The organism is Peribacillus sp. NPDC096447, from assembly GCF_044762725.1.
Classification (GTDB): Bacteria; Bacillota; Bacilli; order Bacillales; family DSM-1321; genus Peribacillus.
This window is the reverse complement of sequence record NZ_JBIWEV010000006.1, coordinates 274569-297428: the sequence shown is the minus strand read 5'-3', so window position 1 is coordinate 297428 and position 22860 is coordinate 274569. Positions and strand designations below refer to the sequence as shown.

Here is a 22860-nt window from a genome sequence, read left to right as displayed (position 1 = left end):
CATATTCCTTTAGATCTATAGGGAGATAAAACGGATTGTAACATAATAGTAAACTAATAGACATTTAAGTAATTAAATAGAAATATTCGCAATGAAGCTTGTGCGACAAGCAAATGATGAATATAAAGTATATTGATATAATTACTTATCACTCAAATTATTAAGGATAAGACGAGCATCTTTCTGCCTAAATCGAATATATATATAGGGTAAGCATCAATCCTTATATTTGACGGATCGATGCAATAACCTATATAATTACTGTATATAACTTATAAGAATCCTTCTGTTAAGGGGAGTAGCTATACAATAAAGTCGTCAGTACAGGATTCAATCCTCGGCTTTATTGGCAACTGATTTTAGTTGTTTGCAAGACCTTGCCGATTATTTGGTGAGGTCTTTTAATTTTTAAAAGACGGTATAACCACTAATCGGTTATACCGTCTTTTTTGATTCGAAAAATTGCACAATAGAGGTGAAAAGTATGCAGAACTATAATGAATTAGCTCAAAGCGTTAAGATTTCCGATGATAAAAAGCATATATTGCTTGATGCCGACCCATCTTTATCACTGATCGGAAAAGGCCGAAGCGCATATGTATTCCGAATACATTCCACCAATAAGGCACTAAAAGTGTTTTTCCCGGATCATACTCACACAGCTAAAGTTGAAGCTGAAATATACAAAACCGTCCAAACCATCGAATACTATCCAACCCTATATGATGCGGGGGTAAATTACCTGGTCATAGACCACATTGAAGGCAACACTCTTTTTGAATGTTTAACATTGGGAATCCCGATAACGGAAGAAAACATTGCGGAGATAGACCATGCCCTGCAATTGGCAAGGAAAGAGGGATTGAATCCTTCGGATATCCATTTACGAAACATCTTCATCACTTCTGAAAAAAAGGTGAAGATCATTGACGTTGCAAGGTTTAAGCAAGTGAAATCCTGCAATCAGTGGCACGACTTGAAAAGTGCTTTTCACCTTTTCTATTCGAAGTCATTTTTTCCGAAGAAGATCCCAAGCTTCATACTGAATTCCATTGCAGCGATTTATAAAAAGAGATTTCTGCCCATCTGATCCTTACTATAAAAAATCACATTGGAGGCACATATGAAAAAAATAATGACCATTGCTCTACTGTCCATCCTTACATTAAGCGGATGCTCAGCTTTAGAAGAAGTCAATTCATCATTGGAGTATGCAGATAATGCGACGGAGTATGTAAATACCGTTAAGGATTTTTCCAATGAGGTGCCCGCATTGTCACAAGACGCCGTCACGAATGACGAAGCCAGAGCAAATCTTGAAAAAGAACTGGAATTGATGAAAACGGAGATTGAAGAATTCAATGCAACTGAACCACCACAAATAGCTGAAGGCATTCATGAGAAGATCGTCAGCTCAAATCAACAGCTTTCAGATGGCATTGAATTATATCTGAATAATATTGAGAATGGTCAAATTGACCCTAAGGCATTAGAAGATTCAGAGATAATGAAATCAATCGATAATATAACAGGATTGGCAAAACAAATTGAAGAGTTGGGCAATTAAGCATCCTGCAATGAATAAAAAGGAATCGCTTGAAACAAATTATTGACATGAAACCAAAAGGTTTTATATAATCAACAAAGCAAAACCAATTGGTTTCATATTTTCACTTAAAAAGGAGAATCAGTATGGAAAATACATTACAGGATATCAAGAAGACGATTATTCTTGAAGCACCTATCCAAAAAGTTTGGGATACAGTTTCGACTTCAGAGGGCATAGCTTCATGGTTCATGCCAAATGATTTTCAACCGAAAGTGGGACATGAGTTCCATGTTCAATCACCCTTCGGTCCATCTCCTTGTAAGGTAATGGAGTTAGATGCTCCTCATCGCCTTTCATTCAGTTGGGATACGGACGGTTGGTTCATTTCCTTCATTTTAAAAGAACTGGACGGCAAAACGGAGTTCACCCTTATTCATGGCGGTTGGAAAGAGCCTGAAACGATTCTTCCGAAACCGAACGAAAAAAGCTCAGTGATTCGCGATAGAATGAATCATGGCTGGGAACAGATCGTTAATCAAAATCTTAAAAAGGCTGTTGAGGGCTAAGTGTCGGCAACAGAAAAACATGATGTATTTCAGGCTATCGCCGACCCGACCCGCCGTAAGGTCCTGCAATTGCTTGCTGAAGGGGATTTACCCATTTCAGAAATCACTTCTCACTTTTCCATGAGCCGTACGGCGATTGCCAAGCATCTTCATATCCTTTCTGAAGCTGAATTGGTCAGTGGCCGGAAGGTAGGAAGGGAGAAACGCTTTCGGCTTCAGCCAGAACCTTTAGCAGAATTGAAACAGTGGCTTTCTTTTTACGATCAATTCTGGGATAACAAATTATCCATCCTTAAACATGTGATTGAAAATTCAGGGGAAAATGGATTGAAAGTCATCGAAAAAGAAAAGGACAAGGATGAACCATCATAATGAAGAAAACCCCCGGCGCATTGCACCGGGGGTTTTCTTCATTTGTTTATGCATCCATCTCAATATTGTGTACTTTGCGCTTCTTGATGACCATCGTCAGCAATAGGAGCAGATTAAAGACAATGATGCATCCAGTAAGGAACACTATACTTGTTGTCAATGCATCCGCTCCAAGGCTCGTACTCATCGCCTGACGGAAGCCCATGACAGAGTATGTCATCGGTATGAACGGGTGAACATGACTGAAGAAGTTATTGGTCAGTTCCACAGGGAACATCCCTCCGCTTGCACCTAGCTGTAATACAAGGAATATCATCGCCAATAAACGACCTGGATTTCCAAATCCTACGGTCAAGAAGGTAACGATGAACATGAAGGTAAGGGAAGTCAGTATGGATACCCCAATGAATTGCCCCATGTTCTCAACCTGTAAATCCATTCCCCAAATCATGATCGCATCCAACACTAATGCAGAAAGCGTCGCTTGGATAAACAGGACCGTAAATTTACTGAACCACCATGCCACTCCTGATGTAGGTCTTGTAGAAGGCAAGCCTGTCGGGAATCCCATATTGAAGGCAATAGCTCCTACAAATAACCCGAGAGACAATACATAAGGAGCCAGTGCATGACCATAATTCGGCACGTCACTGCTTTTTTGTTCTTTAACCTGTGTCGGTTCAGCAATCATGCTGTAATTATCATCGGTTGTTTTATTTTCACTTATTTCTTCTGCACCATCACTGAGTTTTTCCGAAAGCTCGACAGTTCCATCTTTAAGTGAGGAGATTCCATCACCCAATTTACCGGAACCTTCAGCAAGTGCTGATGAACCTTCATTGATCTTACCTGCGCCATCAGCAAGCTGGATGACTCCATTGCTCAAAGTAGGCAGATTGCTTGCCAATTGTTCAGTGCCTTTAACAAGTGCTGATGAGCCCTCGTTCAAGGCCGCTGAGTTGGCATTCAATTGATTGGCCCCATTAGCAAGTTTGCTTGCCCCTTCGCCAACTTGGCTAACACCAAATGCGTACTTCTCAAGACCATACCCAAAGGAGGATGATCCTGTTTGAAGTTGTGAAACTCCATCAACCAACTGACCAGATCCCTCAGTTAGTTTTGAAAGGCCATTATTTAACGAGGAACCGCCTTGTGCTAACTGGTTGATCCCCTTCACTAATTCTGGTGTCCGTTCATTTAAACTTTGTGTTGCCGCCGTTAATTGATTGCTTCCTTCAACAGCTTCATTCATGCCGCCATTTAATTGGGTCGCACCAGGAATCAATTGTTCTTCCAGTGCGTTCCTTATTGCCGTATATCCGTTTAACGCTGAAACGGCGTTTGGATTGACTTTATTCACCGCATTATTTAAATTGGCCACTTGTTCCGGAAGCTGGCCTAATCCATTCAATACAGGCATTACTTTATCCGTTAATTGCGTCGATAAGTCGGATACACTTGCAGCAAGAGTCGATGCGATTTGTTTTTGTGCTTCCGCCTGGCTTTGAAGTTCATTTTGAACCGCTCCGATTAATTCGGATTGTTGTTCACTGGTCATGCTTTTGAAGGCTTCCGTGTTTTGAACGGCATTGATCGTGCTCTGACCATTATTCGCAATCGTTGATTGAAGTTCCGTTAAAGCCGATTGACTGTTATTGAGATCTTCAGTAATGCCGGAAACGGTACCGGACGTGCTGCTCCCTGCGGGAACCGCTTCTTGTAATTGATTTACACCGCTTTGAATGCTTGTCAGTCCTTGCTTAAGCTGATTCAGCTGTTCTTCTGCGGGCAATTGGCCATCCATTTTTTTCAGGCCGTCATTTAACGCCTGGCTTCCTTTTGCCAGTTTATTGATTCCCTCATTTAAACTCTGCTGACCTGCTGCCAATTTTGGAATTCCTGTCGATTGGTCCGTCAGCTGGCTAGCATTTTGTGATAATTGATTCAACCCATCATTCAAATTCGCACTGCCTGTTTGCGCTTGTGCCAATCCAGTATTTAAAGTTTGCGCTCCTGGAACCACTTTGGCCAGCCCAGTGGAGAGTTGGGAAGAACCTTGTATAAGTGCTTCACTATTACTAGTTAATTCGCCTGTACCTGATGCGAGTTCGTCCGCACCCTTTTGCAACTGACCGACACCGGAAGTATATTGTGAAATTCCCTTATTTAGATCCGATGCTCCACTTTCAAGCTTGTTGGCTCCTTCCAAAAACTCGCCAACGCCAATTTGAAGTTTATTCGCTCCATCTTTAAAAGTTAATGTGCTCGAAGCTAACTTATTCAGATTATCTGTCACTTCTTTGTTTCCATCATGCAGTTTTTTTGCACCGTCATCCAATTTTGATGCCCCATCTGCCGCATCGCCGAATCCTTCTCCGATTTCATCCAGTTGGGAGAAGATCGCTTCCGCATATTCTTTTGTGACACTTTCGGCAATTTCGGTTTTCAAATTATTCGTTGCCTGTTTCCCGACCGTTTCAGAAACGAAACTGCGTCCAGGATTCACATCATACGTCAGATTCATTTTTTGGGGCTTATCATCCATGACGGTAGAAGCATTTTTTGAAAAGTCCTCCGGAATGGTAACGACCATATAATATGTACCATCATCGAACCCTTTTTTCGCCGCTTTTTCCGTTACGAAATGCCATTCCAAATCATCATTGTCCTTTAATTGCTCGACTAGCTCATTACCGACTGTTAAGGTTTTTCCCTCATATTCCGCCTTCACATCCTTATTCACGACTGCAACAGGCAATTTGCCTGTATTTCCGTATGGATTCCAAGCAGAACTAAGGAATAACCCCCCATAAATAATCGGGACGAACAGTAAAACGATTGCGACACCGACCAGTTTTGGATTTGTAAGGAAAAGCTTCCATTCTTGTTTAAGCATGTTCACTTCTTTTCACCTTTCTTTTCACGCAGTACATCACTCAATGACCCGGTATTCCAATTAAGAGTCGGTATGTCCGTGGTGCCAAAGCTTTCTTTAAGCAAATCCGCCACTGTTTGACTGGAAAAGAACTCTATTAAAAGTTGATCCGCCCGAGAAAACATCCGACGAAGGACGTCCATCCCTTTCTCTGCATACTCTCCATCTTTAAACGCTTTTTCTATAAGTCCTGTATCCGGAAACATCGAAATGGGACCTTCCATCGCCTCAATGATTTCAAGGTTTTTAATCTTATCTACACTTTTGGCAAGAGTAAGGCCGCCGTTATTACCAGGAACGGAAGTGATTATCTGTTTTACGACCAATTTCCTTATGATTTTTTTCAAATAAGAAGGAGACACCTCTAATCGCCTGCTGATCTCATTAGACGAAAGCGGTACATTTTTATCCTGGGTAGAGAGTATAACAATGATGCATATAGCTTGCTCGACCCCTTTTGTTAATTGCAAATCAGTTCACCTCTTTTTGTATGTATGTGGATATTTGATATCCATAATGGATATTCGGTATCTATAATTAAAACCCGTTTCACCTTAGAAATCAAGTTATTTCTAGAAAAAATTCCTAAAAAAAGATGAACCCCCTATTACAGCACAATAAGGGGTTCACCTTTTCAAGGTCTTTTATAGGTCTTTTAGAAATTCATTGACCGCTTCTGGAGTTTTAGCATTTGCACTGTGCAGGTGTGCAACCTTTTCCCCATTTTTAAATACTAATAGTGATGGAATTCCCATTACCGTTTGCTCTTCAGAAATCTCAGGGAACTCGTCACGATCGATTGTAAACCACTGTTTGTCTTGATGTTCTTGAGTGATCTCATCGATGAACATGTCTAAACGTTTGCAGTCTGGACACCATGTAGTCGTAAAAATCCCGACCGTCAGTCCCTCTTGGTTGATTTGTTCACGGTATTCTTGTTCTGTATTGATATTTTTCATGATCGTCTCCTCCGGGCTTTTCTTATCATCATACTTTAATCCATGAATTAATGTACTCAAGGATTAATATATAATTAATTCCTTCGCAGCACAAACGGTTTATCCTAAATTTTCGAACGCTTGCCCGGTTATGCTTAGCGCGAAGCCGCCTTTTCTTGGAGTCCAAATCTCTCATTTATGAAAGAGGAAATCCTCGAAATGAATTCCCTATTTTCATCAATGAAAAGATGGTGACAGCTTTTTTCAAAAATGGTCAATTCACTGTCAGGAATCTTTTCGGCGATGAGAATCGATGCCTCTACAGGATTGATCCAATCGTGACAGCCTCCTGCCACTAATGTTGGACACGTTATTTGATTCAGCTGGTCTACTAAGTCAAATGTTTTCAAAAATTTGGTCCCTTCATTAGCCGCTTCCAAATTAAAATTCGATTTCTTCTCTCGCATTATCTCTATTTTTCCGCTTCAGTTCTTACTTTTCCCCTTAATGAGGTTCCATGACTATACGGAATTCAGCCATTTGCTGTTTTTCCATAGTCCCCTCAAATAGAAATTTTGCCACCCTTTTTTGATCATCCGTCCCGGTTTCCTCTATTAAAATCCAAATAATCAAGCCGCCTCCAATTCATCTTTTTTGTCCTTGGAAAATTTCCTTGCAATAAGGCTGACTCCAATCATTACAATCACATTTACGAGGAGAGCGACAAGGCCAATGTTCAAATCTTTAATGGCTTGCGGCAATGCAGGGAAAAGCGTCCCAATTGCAGCGCTTGTTATGGTTGTATATCCAACAGTAGCTAAACCGGCAATGATGCCCGCTGACGCACCCTCTTTCGTCACGAAGTTCTTTTTCAGGAGACTGGCAATGAAGGATGGGAATAATTGAGTCACCATATTGTATCCCATCAATAAAAGGGCCACGATCGTATTTCCTCCAGTCAAAGTGAAATACACGGCAATAAGAGCAAGAACAGGGACGAGCAACTTGGCAATCGTCGTGATTTGTTTATCCGAGGCGGACGGAGAAAAATGCTGATACACGTTTTTGGCCAGCAGCGTCGCTGAACTCATTAAAATCATCGAGCCAGGAACAAGGGCGGTCAATAGACCCGCTGCCCCGATGACGCCCACAAACCAAGGATCGAATGTACTGATCGAAAGCTTCAATAGCGCAAGATCCATATCCGACCCTTGCAGCCCAGGAACTTTTATGATGGCAGCATAGCCGACAAAGATTGCACCGACCGATAATGCTCCGTAAAGCGGAAGGATGAACGCATTCTTACGGAATGTCTTTGCACTTTTTGCTGTATATGCAGAACCGAATGTTTGCGGCCACATATAGAAACCTAATGTCGTCAAAATGATCGTGGATATAAACCATGAAGCGCTCATCCCCGTATCCGGGAGTGTCAGGAAATCAGGCTTGACGGCATTGACCGCTTCGAACATCGGCTGGATTCCGCCAAAATAATGAAGCGGAATGTAAATCCCTAAAAATAGCGCAACCAAAGCGATCATGATGTCCTTGAGTACTGCTGTCCACACCGATCCATGGATACCTGAAATCATCACATATACGGTAACTGAAACAGCCCCGATCCAAACGGCAACCGTCGGGGAAATCGAACCATAGGAAGTTGTCGAAACAATGATTCCCAGACCCTTTAATTGCAGCACCAAAAATGGTACCAGGGCCAAAACACCAACGATTGAAACGAGTACCCCCAATAATGGACTTTTGTACTTTTTAACATAAAAATCTGCTTGTGAAATGAGCTTATGTTTATTTCCATAGCTCCAAATAGCAGGATAAATCCAGTAAGAAAACAGGTAGCCCAATGCTGCGAACGACGTTCCGTACAATGCCGGACCGCCTATCCCATATGCCCACCCGCTGGAGCCCAGGAAAGTGGAGGTGGAATAAATCTCTCCCGCCAGTAAAATCATGATGATGAAAGGACCGAACCCGCGTCCGCCTACCGTCCACTGTTCAAGGTCCATATCCTTGCCTTTTCTAGCCCTAATCCCTAAATAAAGTGATAGCAACAGGAAACTGAAAATAATGATGATCGCAATATTCATTTCTCTTCCCTCTCTTTATTCTTGGGATCTAGCATATAAATAATAAAAACGACTAAAGCGGTAAAGATCAGCCACGAAAAGTTCCAGAAAAAAAATAGCGGCATGCCAAGAATATACGGTTCGATACTATTAGCCCAAAAAGGCCCGCCAAGTATAGCGATTACAGGAATTAAAGAAAGAAAATAAATTGGTTTCATGAAATTCTCCTCTTATCTAATGATATTGACTAAATCTAAAAAGGCAGTAACACGAACATTGATTTCTTTATATCGTTGATTCATCACCTGCGAAGCATTCGTGATAAAGTGCAGATCCGCCGCAGTTTCATGGTCCCCCTTTCTGCCGTCCCCAGCTATGTGATATTACTTTTAATCTAGCAATCCGCATGCCAATGTTTGAATCTTCAGAAACAATAAGAGTGAATGGGGTATATATCAAGGAAATTAGTTAGGCAGAACTTATTGGCGGAGATAAATCGGCGTGCTGTTGATGGGGAATCCTTATTAATCAGTAAAATTTTTTTAAAAAGTAAAAATTTTTTTATCCCTCATAAGGAACTAGGGCCTCTACAGTCTAAAAAAATATTCAGTTGATCTTAGAAATCCGCTCCCTTTCCGCCGACTGTCTGCCAAGCCTCCTCACCGCAAGCGGCTGTGGGGTCTAGGCAAAGAGCGCCGAGGAGGCTCCCGGACCGCCCGCGGAAAGCGAGTGCCTGGAGTGGAAATCATTTAGTACAACCAGGTCTTGTTTAAGTTTTTTCATTCGTTAACGCACTTTTTCCGAACCGTCCGCTCCTCATGGTTCGGGGTGTCACTTACGAACCCCTTTGGCCAACAAACTGAAAAAAGCCACTATCCAGTGGCTTTTTCACTTCATTCATATTGGTAGAGTAAGCTGCCAGGAAACACCAAACTTATCAGATACCCAGCCGAACTTCTTACTAAAGAAATAATCACCCAATGGCATCATCACTTGCCCGCCATCAGTTAAGCTCGAATAAAGCCTGTCAATTTCCTCTTCACTATCACATGTAAGGAATATTGAAAACGATGGTGTAAACGTAAATTGATGCTTAACATTGCTATCGATGCACATAAATTCCTGATCTTTCAAGGTAAAGGTAGCCTGCATGACGCTTCCCTCTGTACCTGATTCATTTGCACCATACCGAACAATGCTGGTTATTTTCGATCCTTCGATTAAAGATGTGTAATAATTCATTGCTTCTTCCGCATTACCTTCGAACATCAAGAAAGGTGTGACCTTCATCATTCTCATCAAACTCCTTTTCATCTTTAATTAGTTTCTTCCATTGAATCATGGCGCCCACCAGTTACCTGAAACGACGATCATTGTCTGTAATTTTATCGTATTGGCAAAATAGTCATCATCATCTTGTTCCTGTATCGTCCGATTCCATAACATGTTAATCCATTGCTGATTGGAGGAATCAACCATGGCACTTACCATGAATGGAGCAACAAAGCTTGTACTATTCCCTTCTTCCGCGGCTTTTCCGCTTAGCGTATAACCCGATTGGATATTTTCAGGATTGCCATCCGTTTCCGCTTTAATCCAATCATTCATCTTCTTTAATTGCGGCAGCGCTCTTTCATCACCAGTCAGTAAGTAATCGAGCGTATAGCGCCAAGGGATCCTGCTGCTGTTCCAGCTATAATTGCCGTCATTCTCCCCTTCTAAAAAGTCCGCTTCTGCCGGTTGATATTCTTCCTTGGATTGTATAATGAAGTCCGGCATGAGGCCAGTATTGGCGCTTTCCTCCTCATAAATCGATTGAATGATCGCATAAGCCTTATCCGTTACACCTTTCCATTCATCATTCCCAGTTGCCGCCTCAAATGTTTTAAAATGATTGAGAAGAAGATCGGATGAACGAGTCGATTGTCCGAATGCGTCATCTTTATCTTCTGCCCAGTCCCCAAGTTTAACCAGGGACTGCGACCGATTTATCTCATTCGACATGATCGCATCCAAGATGTCCTTTGCACTGGCAAGATAGTCGATTTCCCCTTCACTTCCCCACTGGCGATGTGCCAATAGTAACGAATAGGCGATATCCATATCGCCATCAGTTGCTGAATCGGCATCCCCTGGCGTATTGATGATTTTACCCGATTTATCCTTTACTTGCTGCCATGCCATTAATGAAGGGTCATTATCACTTCCATGCGCTTTATAAAAACGATAAAGCCCATCGAAGTACTGCTTGTCCTTGCTGCCTGCCATGATTGCCGTTATCATCATCCCATAACCATGCGCTTCAGAAACAGTCACTGCGTTCTTCGGCTCTGCATATCCTTTATCATTGTAAAAAATATAATATTCATCATTTTTATCGGCAGGCTGCTTAAGATATTCATTTTTCCAATTTTCATAAAAATTCGCCACGGCAGCATCCATTTCCTCCTGTGACAGATTGTCAGGTTTTATCGTACCCGCTTGATAGACTGTATGCTGGGGAAATTCCTTTTTACCGGCGACCTCATTCTTTTTGGTTTGAGAAACCAACAACGCTATTGTGGCAATGATCCCGAAAACGATCAAGCCCATCGCTATCAATAAACTTCTTTTTTTCATGGCTTTACTCCTTGGGTTATGGTGCAGTATTCACTAGAATATTGAGCGAACCATAAATAGTTGTATGTAATTTTCCTGCTATCATTAGTTCCTGCCCACTTTCGCTTCCGTGCCCTTCCATATTCTCTTTATATTTTCCCGATGCAAAATGATGACGAATAAGCAAATGAATGATGAGAGTGCAATGATGAGCCTGCCTTCAAATAATAAGTTGTAAATCAATATTGAAATGCTCCCCAGAATTGAACTGAGAGATACATATTTTGAATATAGCAAACTAATGAAAAATACCATGCAAGCAACGAATGTACCTAATGGGGTTAAAAATAAAAACACTCCCGCCGATGTTGCCACAGCCTTTCCCCCTTTAAATCCCGCGAAAACAGGAAAGGCATGCCCAATTATCGCAAGTAAGCCGCATAGTGCAGGGGAAATGTTCGTATGCAGCGCCATCGGGATTACGCAGGCTATGAAACCTTTCAATAAATCAGCAAATGCAACAATCGTCCCTGCTGTCTTGCCCAATATCCTAAAACTATTAGTTGCGCCAAGATTTCCACTCCCATATCCGCGGGTACTGTAAAATGATTTTCCGATGACCAAAGCAAATGGGATGGAACCTATTAAATAACTTAATAGGAGAATTATCATGTTCAGCATAAATTACCTTCTTCTTGTTATTATTGAAGATTTTCATTTACAATTCTGATGACAAAACCATCTTAGGAGTTACATCAATGGCAGGCAGCCCTGCCTCTGCGTTAGTTTTCATGATTCAATCTGTCTAATGAAGTTTATTGCCAAAATATAAATCTACATCATTCCACTTTTTTCAGCTCCATTAATCCCTCGCCATCCAATGTAATATCAAGTTGCTGATTTATGACTAGCGAAAGCGGAAAGATTTCCGACTCTTTATCCGAGAAAATCCAACGCCGTTTCCTTGGACCTAAAAGTAAAAACGAACCTGCTTCATGTTCACCCATGAAATTCAATCCACCTTCACTTATCGCTTCACCCTTCCTTACAGGTACACCATTACTGATCAACTGATTTCCCAAAGCCCTGACTTCATCTGTCGTAATGTTTATTTCACTGATGCACAGGACGTTTTGAGCTGAAAAAGACTCAGCCTCGGATTCGGGTGATACGGAATATCTCGATATGAATTCGACAATGTTGCCTGAAGGGTCTAAAAAATAAAAAGAATGTGCGTCTGAAAAGCTGAAATAAACTTCGTCATCATCATCTTCTCTAGTCAATTCCACTTTTGATTTCGCCCATGCTTTTGCCGAAGTAAATAAATTGGTCGGTATGTTCATGGCAAAATGGTAGAAAGGCTTTTCTTTGTGATGATATTTTTTAATTTCAAGCACACTTTCCCCAGCCTTAATTTCAAACCCATCATCAGTTTGCGATAGTAACTCAAATCCTAACACATTAACGTAAAAACTCCGAATTTCATCCCAGACATGACTATACAAAGTGACCTTATTGATAATCAACGTTCAATCCCCCTTATATCAATCCGCCTAACAAATATTGTAAAGTATTACTGGATTTGCGCAAACATTCCGTACTATTCAAAATCTATATAATTCTATTCACTTCACCTGTTTTCACCACAAATAACTTAAAAAGGACCACCAAATCGGTGATCCCTGCTTCAGCTTTATTGAAGATCTCGCAGTTTACTCTCCATTAGCTCATTTTACATCTTAAAAAGGTTCACTCTTTAATTTTCAGTCCTAGCATGGCTGCAAAGACTATCGCTTGGTCCGGGGACACTTCGCATCCCTTTAAATCCTCCGGTGAAACGGTAAGCCTTTGAAATGTAGAACTGCTAATATCAATTCCTTTGAGCGGTGTCCGTGAAAAGTTCACTTCATTTAATCTGCATGTTTCGAACTTCACTTTAATGAATTTACACTCATAATAATCAGCACTTTCCAATGAGCAATGATCGAACTTCACTTGCTTTAAACTGGAATAACCAAAGGCACTTAAATTCAGGTTGCAATTCTCAAAGGAGACATTCCCTAAACTTGCGTCAGACAGGTTAATGCCTAAAAGTTTGGACTCTTTGAATTCCACCCGATGAATCGAGCCGCCCATGAAATCGGCATTCGTCAAATCGCAATGATCAAAAATGACATCCGTCAGCTCAATATTCCTGAATGATACATCGCTGAATGTCACATTTTTAAAAACAATCTGTGATAATACGATTTTTTCCATCTTTTCTCTATCGATCGTGCAATTGGTTATGATACAGGACTCAAGATAAGGCTCATCTTGATAATATATTTCCTGAAAGTTCGCTTGGGGTAAGTCTTGGGGGATCTTTGGCTGTTCAATTTTGATTTTGCCTGGCATATTATCACCTTTTCGCTTTATTCTTCAATCACTGGATAACCCTTATTTAGATGTTGCTTTTAACTGTATATCCAACCGATAAGGGTTCATCGCCGGTAATATAGCAACTGGTCTACTAAATTTCGACTTAACTATAAACTACATTTCAGTGAAGTTCAATCTAAGAATTTCGCTAAAATGACTATTATTTTTCGTTATTTTGTGTCATCTTTCCACAAAAAAAAAGCTGCCTCATCGGCAGCCTTGCTTACTTCATGAACGTATTGAATCCTCTTGGCATCCGGCAATAGAGCCCCACTTAATATGGCTATCCTTCCGCCTATCAGATAAAATGCTTGAAAGATATTTCCTCCAACAGTCGGGGAATTGGATACAAAACCACTTAAAAGCAGAAAAAGGAAACCCAATCCCAACAAGAATAGAGACATTCCTTTAATACTTCTTTTGAATAGGATATATCCCGTAAGTATGATAAAGTACGATGCGGCTAAGACCATAAGAAGTGGAAATAGCGGCTTGAATTTTGCCGCATACACGAAATAGTCAAAACTCGAAATATCATCTGCATCCATCGCCTGATCATCATTAACTTGTGTGAAATGAGTGGAATACTTCCATTCCCGAGGTCCTATCCAGAATCAAAACGTAAAAACCATAAAGAAAAGTGCAGCTATTGTTAAATGTCAATATCATCTCCTCCAGCTGTCACTATACCAATAAATGGATGATAAACAACCAGAGCTTTCTGTTTAAAGCTATATGTAAACAAACACTGTTTCCTGAATAATATAATCTAACCACTTTTAAGGAGCGTTTGAGATATGATTACTCATGGAGATGACCTCCTTATTTCAGGAGCATGGTTACTTGGCATCGGCACACTTGCAGGTGCAATCGGGCAAACCCGGCAAACTTTAACGGGGACTAACCTGGGAAAAGATCTTGTCCTCAAAGGGAATGGCATTGAAGCCGTTGGAAATTCGCTGCAAGCAATCGGCCGTTCGAAAATGCTGAACCCGGATAATGAACGTTCGGAAACCTATTTCATATTCGGTGCTTGGCTTGAGGCTATTGGCAATATCGCAAATGCAGTTGGAATAGATATGCAGTTGAGTGGTTCAGAGGAAGAGGGCACCAGAACCGATGCACTCGGCAGTGGAATCCAAGGACTAGGTGCAGCATTTGAAGCATTCGGGGCATCATTGACGGAGGAGTCCATTTCACGCTCTCTTGAGATCAAGGGAAATGGACTCATTGCAGCCGGTTCTTTTTTAGAATCGGTCGGAAATATCTTCATTTTAAACGAAAAACGACGGATGGGAGAACAAATTCTTTTACTAGGCAGCTGGACCCAGGTCTTCGGGGCATTTATATTGATCGATGCTTTTTCACTTGGCCCAGAACCCGAACCAGAGAAAGGGAAAGATGGACATAACGGCCATTATAGCTATGCCAACTATTACGTATGAGTATGGGGCCGCGAGTTCGACCATCATCCGATCGGGATCTTCGAAATATACCGCATAATGATCCATCCGCCGGCGAATGGATGCTTGTCGGCTAAAGGATGGCAACTCCTCTGCCCGTTAACTTTCTGGTGATCTCATCAACATGATGCCGGGAAGTAGCAGACCGACTCTCCCCCTATGATAGGGAATGTTAAGAAACCTTGTTTCGGCTTGTACAAAAACAATGTACATATCACCCAATCTCCAACTCTTCCCGCTTTCCCACTCCTGAAATGGCTCATAGCCCATCTAGTCCAAAAACCAGCCCCTAAAATCAATGCTCCTCTTTAAATTTGAAACATTCAGCTCAATATGATGAAGATATCCTTTTGACAACTTATCATCCTCCTTTCATGATGCTTTTTTAGGCCTTTACTCGTGAGTTTCGGCCTTTTACTCGTGAATTTCGGGCGTTTACTCGTGAGTTTCGGCCTTTTACTCGTGAATTTCGGCCTTTTACTCGTGAGTTTGACGCTTTTACTCATGAATTGGACGCTTTTTCTCGTGAATTCTGCCGTTCTCTCTCCCTTATTTTATCAAAATAACAAAACAAATCCGAGTGGACAGAATGGATTTGTTTTGTTATTATAGTTACTCAGGGTAACAATTACTCATGGTAACCATATATTTAATTTAAGGGGTGTTTCTGATAGAGACTTACCAAAAATTCTTTCAGCAATTATTACTGCTGTACCGTCCGTTTGAAAATAATCTTAATATCCAGCTGAACAAACATGATTTACACAGGGCGCAATGGTCCATTTTATATTACTTATTCAATTATGATTCGGCGACGCTTGTAGAGCTTGCCAATTATCAAAGTGTGGAGAAACCCACGATTACGAGAACCATTGCCCGCTTGGAAGAACTGGGGTATGTCGAGCATGTGCCAAGCAAAGATAAACGCGAAAAAAGAATGCGGCTTACAGAGCTTGGCAAAAAGGTCTACAGTGAAGTCCGCGTAACAATCGATCAATACGAACAGGAGATCTTGAAAGGGATCACTGAAGAGGAACAACTCGCAGCCATACGCATCATGGGCGAAATAAGAAATAACATTATAAAGTAAGGAGATAATAAACATGGACCAATCCAGAACCAGACTGTGGACGAAGGACTTTGTCATCGTTTCGTCCATCAATTTTTTCATCACATTAATCTTTTATTTACTGATGGTGACACTTGCCATCTATGCTGTTAATGAATTGGATGCTTCTACAAGTGAAGCCGGACTCATATCGGGTATTTTTATTATCGGGACGTTGATCGGACGTCTGTTCATTGGCCGTTTCATTGATTCAATCGGCCGTAAGAAAACATTATTCATAGGTTTGATCTTTTTCACTTTGACAACACTTCTATATTTTGTGGACCTTGGAATTGGCTTCCTGCTTGTTAACCGCCTGATCCATGGGATGGCGATGGGGATGGCGAGTACTGCGACAGGAACGATCGTCGCCCAGATCATCCCGGCAACACGAAAGGGAGAAGGCATCGGCTATTACAGCATGAGCGCAACACTTGCGACGGCAATCGGTCCTTTCATCGGTCTGTATATGGCTCAACATACAAGCTTCCAAGTCATTTTCAGTTTCTGCCTGGCTTTAGGGGTAATCAGCCTGATTACAGCATTCTTCTTGTATGTCCCGGCATTGAAAGTGACGGCCAAAGTTACTGAAAGCAAAGGATTCAAGCTTTCCAATTTCATTGAACCTAAGGCACTGCCCATCTCAATCATCACTCTATTATTGGCATTCTGTTATTCCAGTGTCCTTTCTTTCATCAGTTTTTATGCCATTGAAATCGAACTGGTCAATACGGCAAGCTTCTTCTTTGTCGTTTACGCAGTAGCCGTATTGTTATCACGTCCTTTCTCAGGACCATTGATGGACCGGAAAGGATCGAACTTCATTATGTATCCGGCTTTCATTATTTTCGGAATCGGCTTGCTGCTTCTAAGTATGACAACCAATAGTTTCACTTTACTGGCAGCTGGTTTCCTCATTGGCCTCGGATTCGGTAATATGCAATCAAGCTCGCAGGCGATTGCCGTTAAACTGACACCGCCTCACCGAATGGGGATGGCAACGTCCACCTTCTTTATCATGCTTGATGCAGGACTTGGATTCGGCCCTTATATTCTGGGATTCATCATTCCGGTAACAGGTTACAGCACACTTTATGTCATCCTGGGCGTTTTGGTCATCGCAACCTCCGTCCTTTACTACTTCTTGCACGGCAAGAAGGAACGCTCAGCTAGAGCGAACTTGGCTTCCATTTAAATGAAAAAGGGATATCCTATTGAAGGATATCCCCTTTTTCATGTAAAACAGTAAGCCGATTTATTGCCACTGGAATGTGTCCGTCGTTGGGGATAAATTAAGCCTTCCTGAACCATAATTCGACTTACAGGGAAATAATTCAGCCTTAACGACCGATAATTCGTCCTACAGGGAAATAATTCGACCTTAACGACCGATAATTCGACCTTAGCAACCGATAATTCGACCTACACCAAAAGAAGCTGCCAAAAAAGTTTATACTTTTTGAGACAGCTTCTAGTTATAGTGATCCTTATTTTACTTCCAAGTCTTCGATAATAAAGCCAGATTTTTTGCCGTTCTTTTTATTTGTTGCTTGCATGACCGTTTCACCTTTATATAAAGTCTTTCCAGTCTTTAAATCAGCAATTAGAAGTTGGGCAGGCTTGTATGTTAAAGAGCCCACTTGATCCACTCCGTTGCCTATCAGAAAGTACACACGCCCGTTCTTAATCGCAGCGAAGTATTGTTCCTCTTTATTAACAGCTACATCCAGTTCCTTGTCATTCGTTAACGTTCGACTGCTTAGGTCAAACGTTTTAATGCGATAATTATCGGATTTCTTATCAATTAGGTAAAGTGTTTTTCCGTCCGTATAACCTGATCTCGCCATGCCCAGGCTAAGCGATTCCTTTTTGGGCAATTTAACCGTTTCTATTTTTTCCGTTTCATAATGATATGATAACAGTTTGCTTTCACTTGGCTTATCCTTATAGGAACCGTCCTCATGATTTATCCCTTTAATTAACGAAATTAAAACCATGTTGTTTGGCTGGATGGGAGCACCATCAATTGGCATCTCGAAATCAACTTGATTAGGGTAAGTGAAGGTTTCAGATACAAGGGTTTTATCGCTCAAGACTTTTTTATTAGCTAAATCGATCGTATACAGATGAACCTCCTTCGTTTGCTTCTCATCGTTTGATTTCACATCATTCATCGTTAAAACCTGTAGTTTTGAATGGATCAACTGCACATCCCTGACATCAGCATTCATGATTCTCTCTTGATCGGGAAGTTCGATTTGAAAAGAAGTTTCTTCTTCTTCTTTCTTCTCCAGTAAAGCGATATCAAACTCCGCTTCCATTTTCTTGTTATTCGTAATATCGCTATTCACCCAAGCGTAAGCAAGAAAATCATCGTCTTCATATAAAGAACTGATGGAACCCTTACCACGCATAAACGAACGATGTTCTTTTATTAATCTATCAATTCGATAATCTTGTCTTCCAGAAAAGTTCTCCAAGTAAGACTTTTCCATGTCATATGTTGTTCGATTGGATTCAAATGTTAATGATTCATAAAAAAGACCATAATCAAGCGAAGCATTTATGATTACCGGATCAAGCTCTTTATCACTGCCTTCCAGCGTCTTGAACGTATACTTTGGAAGGCTGGAAGCAGAGGAAGCTACTTTGACATAATAGGTCCCGATGCTTAAGATGACAACCATTCCAATAATGATGCTGCATAAATAACGTTTCACCTGGTTCACTCTCCTATAATAGTTGTTGTTATACGGTAACGCGGTTCTTCAATAACCAAGAACCAAGCCAAATCGATAGTCCTGTCACAATGATTCCGAATGCGAGCTGTAGACCAAGTAATTCATAAGGATAAAAATGGAACTTACCAATCTCCATTACGAAAACGGGAGCTAAAAATAACGCTGCAGCGATTCCGCAATACACCAAGCCCATTACGATTCCTTTTATGCGGAAACTCCTTTCAAACATGATCGCCGTGAATAATATCGACATGATCATAAGACCGATGCCATAGGAAAGCAGGAATTCCGTGAACGTGCTTGGGATGACCAATGGCAAAATCGGACTGGTTTTCGTGATAGTTGAAAAAGACATTTCCATGTTCAAGAACGCTTCCGGTACGTTTGAATTAAATAGGGCATTTTCCATTGGTAAAATGATGATCTGGAAAGCAATCAATCCTAACACCATCAGGAAGATGGCCGTGGCTTTTGAAAGGTAGATCGATAATCTGGATGTCGGTAACATCAATAGGCGATAAATGAACGTATTCTTTCCAAACCAATCACGATACCAAATAAGGAAAATGTAAAAAATCAGGGCAACTGCACTCAACGCGATTGGTCCTTGAAACCAGAGGGTATTGGCAATTCGGGTAAAATCAATGCCATTATAAGTCGCAATATAGGCGGCTTCGGATAGTCTTTCATCCGACATGATCTTCCTGGCATCATTAAGAAGACTCTTCGTTACAATGATCACTCCAGCAAATTGCGAAACCAAGGTTATCAACAATAAGCTAAGATAGATTTTACTGAAACGGTTGATTTCAAAGTTCACTAGTTTTATATATCGCATCATGCTTGATACACCTCTCTCATTACATCGACTACCGATTTTCCTTCCTCTTCACGCATTTCTTCGGTATTGAACTCTTTAAGCACTGTACCGTTATCCAATAAAATGACCTTATCGATTATATGTTCAATATCACCGATTTCATGGGTCGTGATGATGACTCCTCTATCTTCAATAAGGTGGCTCGCAAAGACATCGGCGATTTGCTCGCGGCTAAACATATCGATGCCTGAAAATGGTTCGTCCATCAGTACATAATCCACGTCAAGGGACAAACCAAGCATCAGGTTGAGCTTGGCTGTATTCCCTTTTGACAATTCCGAAATGCGATTCTCCTCTTTAAGCTTGAAAAACCCCATTAGTTGGTTAGCTCTTTCCGGATTCCAGGAGGTATAGAAATCCGACATGAAAACCATTGCCTGTTTAACGGTCATTTGCGGAAGCATGGTCGGTGCGTCCGGTATGAAGGTGATTTTTTCATAACTGTCCTTTGTCATCTTTTGATCATCGATCAGGATTTCACCTTTATATGGCGTCAATCCCATGATCGCTTTAAGTGTAGTTGTTTTACCGACACCATTTATCCCGATCAGACACGTGACTTCCCCTTTATTGGCTGTAAAAGAAACACTATCCAAGATTTTTTTCCGGCCGTAATTCTTGGATATCCGTTTTACTTCTATCATTTTTCTTCCTCCTCCCTTATTTCTTCCGAGTATTTTTCTTTAACCACACGCAGCAGTTCTTCAACTGGTACATTGATCGGACGAATCGCATCGACAAACGAATCAACGGCTGCCAGAATCAATTCCTGCCTTACAGCCTGTAAAATCGTTTCATCCGTCGTGATTTGACTGGGGAAATTTCGTTCAGTATGAATCAAGCCCTGTTCCTCCATTTCTTTATACGCTTTTTGAGCGGTATTGGGATTTATATTGAGTGAAGCCGCCAGTTCCCTTCGCGAGGGAATTTCCTGTCCAGCCACGTATTTGCCTATGGCTATTTGTTCTTTAAAATGCCTAACGACTTGCAGATATACCGGTTCCCGGGTATTTACGTTCATTAAAACCACCCCCTATTTATTTAAAAAAGTCTGATATGCGTGTATGTACTAAGTGGTTCATACACCTTATAGATGTACTATACCCGTAATACACCTTAGCTGTCAACAATGAATTCCAGAAAAATGAAACCCCCGAATGCGGGTGCAGTCGGGGGTTTCATTAGTTGCTTTTCATGGAGATGCTAAAATCTCATTGAAATAGATGATGAAGCAGACGATCTTTATCTTCAAAAAACTGTTTCATTAACAAATAGTGATTGGACTCCTCTAAAGTCACCTCACTCATTCCCTCATCTGAAATTTGGAGGATTTTAGCATCCGGGTAGGCCATGATGATCGGGGAATGGGTGGAAATGATGAATTGGGAACCTTGTTCGGCAAGCTCATTTATCCTGGCCAGCATCGATATTTGTCTCAATGGCGACAAAGCAGCTTCAGGCTCATCGAGGATATACAATCCATTACCTTGAAATCGTTCTACAAAGGCTGAAAAAAACGATTCCCCATGAGATTGCTGGTGAAGTGATTTGCCACCGAAGGAATCGATGATTTTCGACCCAAATGATGCCTCCCTGTCCAATTCCTCTATATTCGTAGCTAAATTATAAAAGGTTTCCGCCCTAAAGAAAAAATGATCCTTCGGTTTGTACACGCCTTTTTTCAAACGGAGGTATTCGTCCAAATTGGAATGTGAATCATAATTGGAAAAATTGAAATTCAACGTTCCGCCTTCCGGATTGAAGCCATACGCAATCGCAATACCTTCAAGCAAGGTGGACTTTCCCATTCCATTTTCCCCGATAACATAGGTAACACTGGGATGAAAATCCACTTCTTGAAGGTGCTTGATAACCGGCAGATCAAGAGGGAAATGGTCATACGAAGATATTCGGTCTCTATTCAGGTAGATGCCCCTGATATACTGTGAATCATAATCAAGTTTCATTTGTAATCACCTTCTGTAGAATATATATAGAGCTCTGATATTTTCTTTTAACGTTCCAATCCAAGACGCCATAGCCCAAATTGATAGATTGATAATGTTCGATTCTAAATGACCACCCACTTTGGATGCAATTCAATTAAACTTCCTGTAATGCCATGGATTGAAACGTTCACTCCCGATTCGTTTATCAGGGCAGGCAATTCCTTATCCGAATACCTTTGATGTGAATATTCACTGTCCCATATTGAGGCGACAAGGTATCTGCCGTTTTGCCTTTTACTACCGAATGTGCCAGACAGCATGCCCTTGCTCCCTACTTCTTTTAGCACCTGCTCAAAACGGGCATGTTTATCCTTTTCAACAGAACAGTCAGCCACTCGCAGTAATTTCCCCTTGCCAAAAAAAGCTGTAATGTCTGTTGATCCTATATTGAATATACTCTCGAATATATCGACTGAAATATTTGTATAAGTACTTCCCTGGCCACTCTTGGCGAATATTGCATCATGCTGATGCTGCATGAAACTTTGATAGGCATGGAGATCTTTCCAAAAGGAGAGAACGCCTGCTTCAAAGGGTTCATATCTATTCCACCCTCCGATTTGACCCATGAAACCAGCACAATGGCGCAATTCCTCCCATCCCTCTTGCGCTTTTGAAAATGAACGCTTGTTTTCCTCAGTCACTTGGCATTTAATCCACTTCATTAACATGATGATCACCACGCTTCGCCCAATGTTTCGCTTTTTCATCAACCTTTTTGATAAAATCATTTTTCCCGTTTACATATCCTTTGATATCATCTGGGAATTCCGCTGCCAAGCGCTGCTTCAGCCTACTATACTTTTTTGCTTCATCAGGGTGTGATAGCAAATAATCCCGAAAAGCGAGGTGTCTGGCTATTTCCTCATGTCCTTTTTGAAACATGTGAATATGGTGCGTCCTTTCATCCCCGCCTTTACGAAAAAACCGTCGTCCGGCGATTCCGTTCTCGCCCCTGGCACCATACCCTATCTCTTCCATCTCTTTATTAAAATCAGCCACACATTCCACATCTTTAACCACTGCCAAAATATCTATTACTGGCTTGGCATGGATGGCCGGTATGGCCGTACTGCCAATATGGTATAAATCTATCAATTCAGGCCCGAAAATATCCTCTAATTTTTGGCATTCATCATGGAATAGCTTAGACCATTCTTTCTTATATGGTACAACCTCGACCTTTCTCATGTATG

Annotated in this window: 27 protein-coding genes and 1 pseudogene; 7 read left to right on the top strand and 21 right to left on the bottom strand. The window is 41.2% G+C overall.

Translation table 11 applies throughout. From position 1 onward, the window contains the following. The first annotated feature begins 484 nt into the window (after positions 1-484). The 4 genes from ACIQZD_RS21135 (at position 485) to ACIQZD_RS21120 (ending at position 2487) form a co-directional block, all read left to right on the top strand. Positions 485-1090, top strand: a complete 606-nt coding sequence (locus ACIQZD_RS21135; RefSeq protein ID WP_402906112.1) for a protein kinase family protein — start codon at positions 485-487, stop codon at positions 1088-1090. Between the two features lie 33 nt (positions 1091-1123). Further along, a complete protein-coding gene (locus tag ACIQZD_RS21130) occupies positions 1124-1567 on the top strand; it encodes a DUF6376 family protein (protein WP_402906110.1) in 444 nt (147 codons plus the stop codon). 119 nt (positions 1568-1686) lie between these two features. Further along, positions 1687-2115, top strand: a complete 429-nt coding sequence (locus ACIQZD_RS21125; protein ID WP_402906266.1) for an SRPBCC family protein — start codon at positions 1687-1689, stop codon at positions 2113-2115. After that, positions 2116-2487 (top strand): ArsR/SmtB family transcription factor, encoded by a 372-nt coding sequence (locus ACIQZD_RS21120; protein WP_402906108.1) that lies wholly within the window; start codon positions 2116-2118, stop codon positions 2485-2487. It abuts the gene before it with no gap. Between the two features lie 46 nt (positions 2488-2533). On the opposite strand, the gene ACIQZD_RS21115 is transcribed toward ACIQZD_RS21120, so the two are convergent. The 13 genes from ACIQZD_RS21115 to ACIQZD_RS21055 form a co-directional block, all read right to left on the bottom strand. Further along, on the bottom strand, positions 2534-5383 hold the full coding sequence (locus ACIQZD_RS21115; RefSeq protein WP_402906264.1) for a YhgE/Pip family protein: 2850 nt from the start codon (positions 5381-5383) through the stop codon (positions 2534-2536). Positions 5384-5385: 2 nt separating this feature from the next. Next, the gene (locus ACIQZD_RS21110; RefSeq protein ID WP_402906106.1) at positions 5386-5892 is read right to left on the bottom strand and encodes an RrF2 family transcriptional regulator; all 507 of its coding nucleotides are present in this window, start codon (positions 5890-5892) and stop codon (positions 5386-5388) included. Positions 5893-6066: 174 nt separating this feature from the next. After that, positions 6067-6429: a thioredoxin family protein gene (locus tag ACIQZD_RS21105; RefSeq protein ID WP_371748549.1), complete on the bottom strand. Its 363-nt coding sequence runs from the start codon at positions 6427-6429 to the stop codon at positions 6067-6069. 86 nt (positions 6430-6515) lie between these two features. Further along, entirely contained in the window at positions 6516-6770 is a 255-nt protein-coding gene (locus ACIQZD_RS21100) for an alpha/beta fold hydrolase (RefSeq protein WP_402906104.1), read from the bottom strand. Between the two features lie 94 nt (positions 6771-6864). Further along, positions 6865-6993: a hypothetical protein gene (locus ACIQZD_RS21095; protein ID WP_402906102.1), complete on the bottom strand. Its 129-nt coding sequence runs from the start codon at positions 6991-6993 to the stop codon at positions 6865-6867. Further along, positions 6990-8465 carry a sodium:solute symporter family protein gene (locus tag ACIQZD_RS21090; protein WP_402906100.1) on the bottom strand — a complete coding sequence of 492 codons (1476 nt, stop codon included), beginning with the start codon at positions 8463-8465 and terminating at the stop codon, positions 6990-6992. Before ACIQZD_RS21090 ends, ACIQZD_RS21095 begins: the two co-directional genes overlap by 4 nt. Next, positions 8462-8662, bottom strand: coding sequence for a DUF3311 domain-containing protein (locus ACIQZD_RS21085; RefSeq protein ID WP_063595989.1), 201 nt, complete (start codon positions 8660-8662; stop codon positions 8462-8464). Before ACIQZD_RS21085 ends, ACIQZD_RS21090 begins: the two co-directional genes overlap by 4 nt. Positions 8663-9341: 679 nt before the next feature. After that, a complete protein-coding gene (locus ACIQZD_RS21080) occupies positions 9342-9737 on the bottom strand; it encodes a VOC family protein (protein WP_034310729.1) in 396 nt (131 codons plus the stop codon). Between the two features lie 45 nt (positions 9738-9782). Next, positions 9783-11063, bottom strand: coding sequence for a family 8 glycosyl hydrolase (locus ACIQZD_RS21075; protein ID WP_402906097.1), 1281 nt, complete (start codon positions 11061-11063; stop codon positions 9783-9785). A gap of 84 nt (positions 11064-11147) precedes the next feature. Then, on the bottom strand, positions 11148-11723 hold the full coding sequence (plsY, locus tag ACIQZD_RS21070; protein WP_402906095.1) for a glycerol-3-phosphate 1-O-acyltransferase PlsY: 576 nt from the start codon (positions 11721-11723) through the stop codon (positions 11148-11150). A 158-nt stretch (positions 11724-11881) separates the two neighbouring features. Further along, positions 11882-12568 carry a VOC family protein gene (locus tag ACIQZD_RS21065; RefSeq protein WP_402906093.1) on the bottom strand — a complete coding sequence of 229 codons (687 nt, stop codon included), beginning with the start codon at positions 12566-12568 and terminating at the stop codon, positions 11882-11884. A gap of 223 nt (positions 12569-12791) precedes the next feature. Further along, positions 12792-13439: a pentapeptide repeat-containing protein gene (locus ACIQZD_RS21060; protein ID WP_402906091.1), complete on the bottom strand. Its 648-nt coding sequence runs from the start codon at positions 13437-13439 to the stop codon at positions 12792-12794. A 194-nt stretch (positions 13440-13633) separates the two neighbouring features. Beyond that, the gene (locus ACIQZD_RS21055) at positions 13634-14071 is read right to left on the bottom strand and encodes a DUF4306 domain-containing protein (protein ID WP_402906261.1); all 438 of its coding nucleotides are present in this window, start codon (positions 14069-14071) and stop codon (positions 13634-13636) included. Between the two features lie 189 nt (positions 14072-14260). Here ACIQZD_RS21055 and ACIQZD_RS21050 point away from each other — a divergent pair, with 189 nt between their 5' ends. Beyond that, complete coding sequence (locus ACIQZD_RS21050; RefSeq protein ID WP_402906089.1) at positions 14261-14908, top strand: DUF6944 family repetitive protein; 648 nt, start codon at positions 14261-14263, stop codon at positions 14906-14908. A gap of 3 nt (positions 14909-14911) precedes the next feature. Here ACIQZD_RS21050 and ACIQZD_RS21045 read toward each other — a convergent pair. Next, a pseudogene (locus ACIQZD_RS21045) lies at positions 14912-15283 on the bottom strand (VOC family protein); the annotation flags it as partial. 313 nt (positions 15284-15596) lie between these two features. On the opposite strand from ACIQZD_RS21045, the gene ACIQZD_RS21040 reads away from it, so the two are divergent. Beyond that, complete coding sequence (locus ACIQZD_RS21040) at positions 15597-16016, top strand: MarR family winged helix-turn-helix transcriptional regulator (protein WP_402906259.1); 420 nt, start codon at positions 15597-15599, stop codon at positions 16014-16016. Between the two features lie 13 nt (positions 16017-16029). Next, positions 16030-17229, top strand: a complete 1200-nt coding sequence (locus ACIQZD_RS21035) for an MFS transporter (RefSeq protein ID WP_402906087.1) — start codon at positions 16030-16032, stop codon at positions 17227-17229. 292 nt (positions 17230-17521) lie between these two features. On the opposite strand, the gene ACIQZD_RS21030 is transcribed toward ACIQZD_RS21035, so the two are convergent. From ACIQZD_RS21030 to ACIQZD_RS21000, 7 genes are all read right to left on the bottom strand, one after another. Then, complete coding sequence (locus tag ACIQZD_RS21030) at positions 17522-18754, bottom strand: hypothetical protein (RefSeq protein ID WP_402906085.1); 1233 nt, start codon at positions 18752-18754, stop codon at positions 17522-17524. A gap of 28 nt (positions 18755-18782) precedes the next feature. Continuing rightward, positions 18783-19616: a hypothetical protein gene (locus tag ACIQZD_RS21025; protein ID WP_402906083.1), complete on the bottom strand. Its 834-nt coding sequence runs from the start codon at positions 19614-19616 to the stop codon at positions 18783-18785. Beyond that, positions 19613-20299, bottom strand: a complete 687-nt coding sequence (locus ACIQZD_RS21020) for an ABC transporter ATP-binding protein (RefSeq protein ID WP_402906082.1) — start codon at positions 20297-20299, stop codon at positions 19613-19615. The genes ACIQZD_RS21025 and ACIQZD_RS21020 overlap by 4 nt, the downstream gene beginning before the upstream one ends. Beyond that, complete coding sequence (locus tag ACIQZD_RS21015) at positions 20296-20676, bottom strand: GntR family transcriptional regulator (protein WP_402906080.1); 381 nt, start codon at positions 20674-20676, stop codon at positions 20296-20298. The genes ACIQZD_RS21020 and ACIQZD_RS21015 overlap by 4 nt, the downstream gene beginning before the upstream one ends. A 190-nt stretch (positions 20677-20866) precedes the next feature. Next, entirely contained in the window at positions 20867-21622 is a 756-nt protein-coding gene (locus tag ACIQZD_RS21010) for an AAA family ATPase (protein WP_402906078.1), read from the bottom strand. Positions 21623-21726: 104 nt separating this feature from the next. Continuing rightward, entirely contained in the window at positions 21727-22335 is a 609-nt protein-coding gene (locus ACIQZD_RS21005) for a YdbC family protein (protein WP_402906076.1), read from the bottom strand. Next, a complete protein-coding gene (locus ACIQZD_RS21000) occupies positions 22316-22855 on the bottom strand; it encodes a GrpB family protein (protein WP_402906074.1) in 540 nt (179 codons plus the stop codon). Before ACIQZD_RS21000 ends, ACIQZD_RS21005 begins: the two co-directional genes overlap by 20 nt. Between the last annotated feature and the right edge of the window lie 5 nt (positions 22856-22860).

What these genes read in the sequence shown, in the direction of transcription:
- ACIQZD_RS21135 (WP_402906112.1), top strand. Translation starts at nt 485, where the DNA reads ATGCAGAACTATAATGAATTAGCTCAAAGCGTTAAGATTTCCGATGAT.
- ACIQZD_RS21130 (WP_402906110.1), top strand. Translation starts at nt 1,124, where the DNA reads ATGAAAAAAATAATGACCATTGCTCTACTGTCCATCCTTACATTAAGC.
- ACIQZD_RS21115 (WP_402906264.1), bottom strand. Translation starts at nt 5,383, where the DNA reads ATGCTTAAACAAGAATGGAAGCTTTTCCTTACAAATCCAAAACTGGTC.
- ACIQZD_RS21090 (WP_402906100.1), bottom strand. Translation starts at nt 8,465, where the DNA reads ATGAATATTGCGATCATCATTATTTTCAGTTTCCTGTTGCTATCACTT.
- ACIQZD_RS21085 (WP_063595989.1), bottom strand. Translation starts at nt 8,662, where the DNA reads ATGAAACCAATTTATTTTCTTTCTTTAATTCCTGTAATCGCTATACTT.
- ACIQZD_RS21080 (WP_034310729.1), bottom strand. Translation starts at nt 9,737, where the DNA reads ATGATGAAGGTCACACCTTTCTTGATGTTCGAAGGTAATGCGGAAGAA.
- ACIQZD_RS21075 (WP_402906097.1), bottom strand. Translation starts at nt 11,063, where the DNA reads ATGAAAAAAAGAAGTTTATTGATAGCGATGGGCTTGATCGTTTTCGGG.
- plsY (WP_402906095.1), bottom strand. Translation starts at nt 11,723, where the DNA reads ATGCTGAACATGATAATTCTCCTATTAAGTTATTTAATAGGTTCCATC.
- ACIQZD_RS21060 (WP_402906091.1), bottom strand. Translation starts at nt 13,439, where the DNA reads ATGCCAGGCAAAATCAAAATTGAACAGCCAAAGATCCCCCAAGACTTA.
- ACIQZD_RS21050 (WP_402906089.1), top strand. Translation starts at nt 14,261, where the DNA reads ATGATTACTCATGGAGATGACCTCCTTATTTCAGGAGCATGGTTACTT.
- ACIQZD_RS21035 (WP_402906087.1), top strand. Translation starts at nt 16,030, where the DNA reads ATGGACCAATCCAGAACCAGACTGTGGACGAAGGACTTTGTCATCGTT.
- ACIQZD_RS21025 (WP_402906083.1), bottom strand. Translation starts at nt 19,616, where the DNA reads ATGATGCGATATATAAAACTAGTGAACTTTGAAATCAACCGTTTCAGT.
- ACIQZD_RS21020 (WP_402906082.1), bottom strand. Translation starts at nt 20,299, where the DNA reads ATGATAGAAGTAAAACGGATATCCAAGAATTACGGCCGGAAAAAAATC.
- ACIQZD_RS21015 (WP_402906080.1), bottom strand. Translation starts at nt 20,676, where the DNA reads ATGAACGTAAATACCCGGGAACCGGTATATCTGCAAGTCGTTAGGCAT.
- ACIQZD_RS21010 (WP_402906078.1), bottom strand. Translation starts at nt 21,622, where the DNA reads ATGAAACTTGATTATGATTCACAGTATATCAGGGGCATCTACCTGAAT.
- ACIQZD_RS21005 (WP_402906076.1), bottom strand. Translation starts at nt 22,335, where the DNA reads ATGTTAATGAAGTGGATTAAATGCCAAGTGACTGAGGAAAACAAGCGT.
- ACIQZD_RS21000 (WP_402906074.1), bottom strand. Translation starts at nt 22,855, where the DNA reads ATGAGAAAGGTCGAGGTTGTACCATATAAGAAAGAATGGTCTAAGCTA.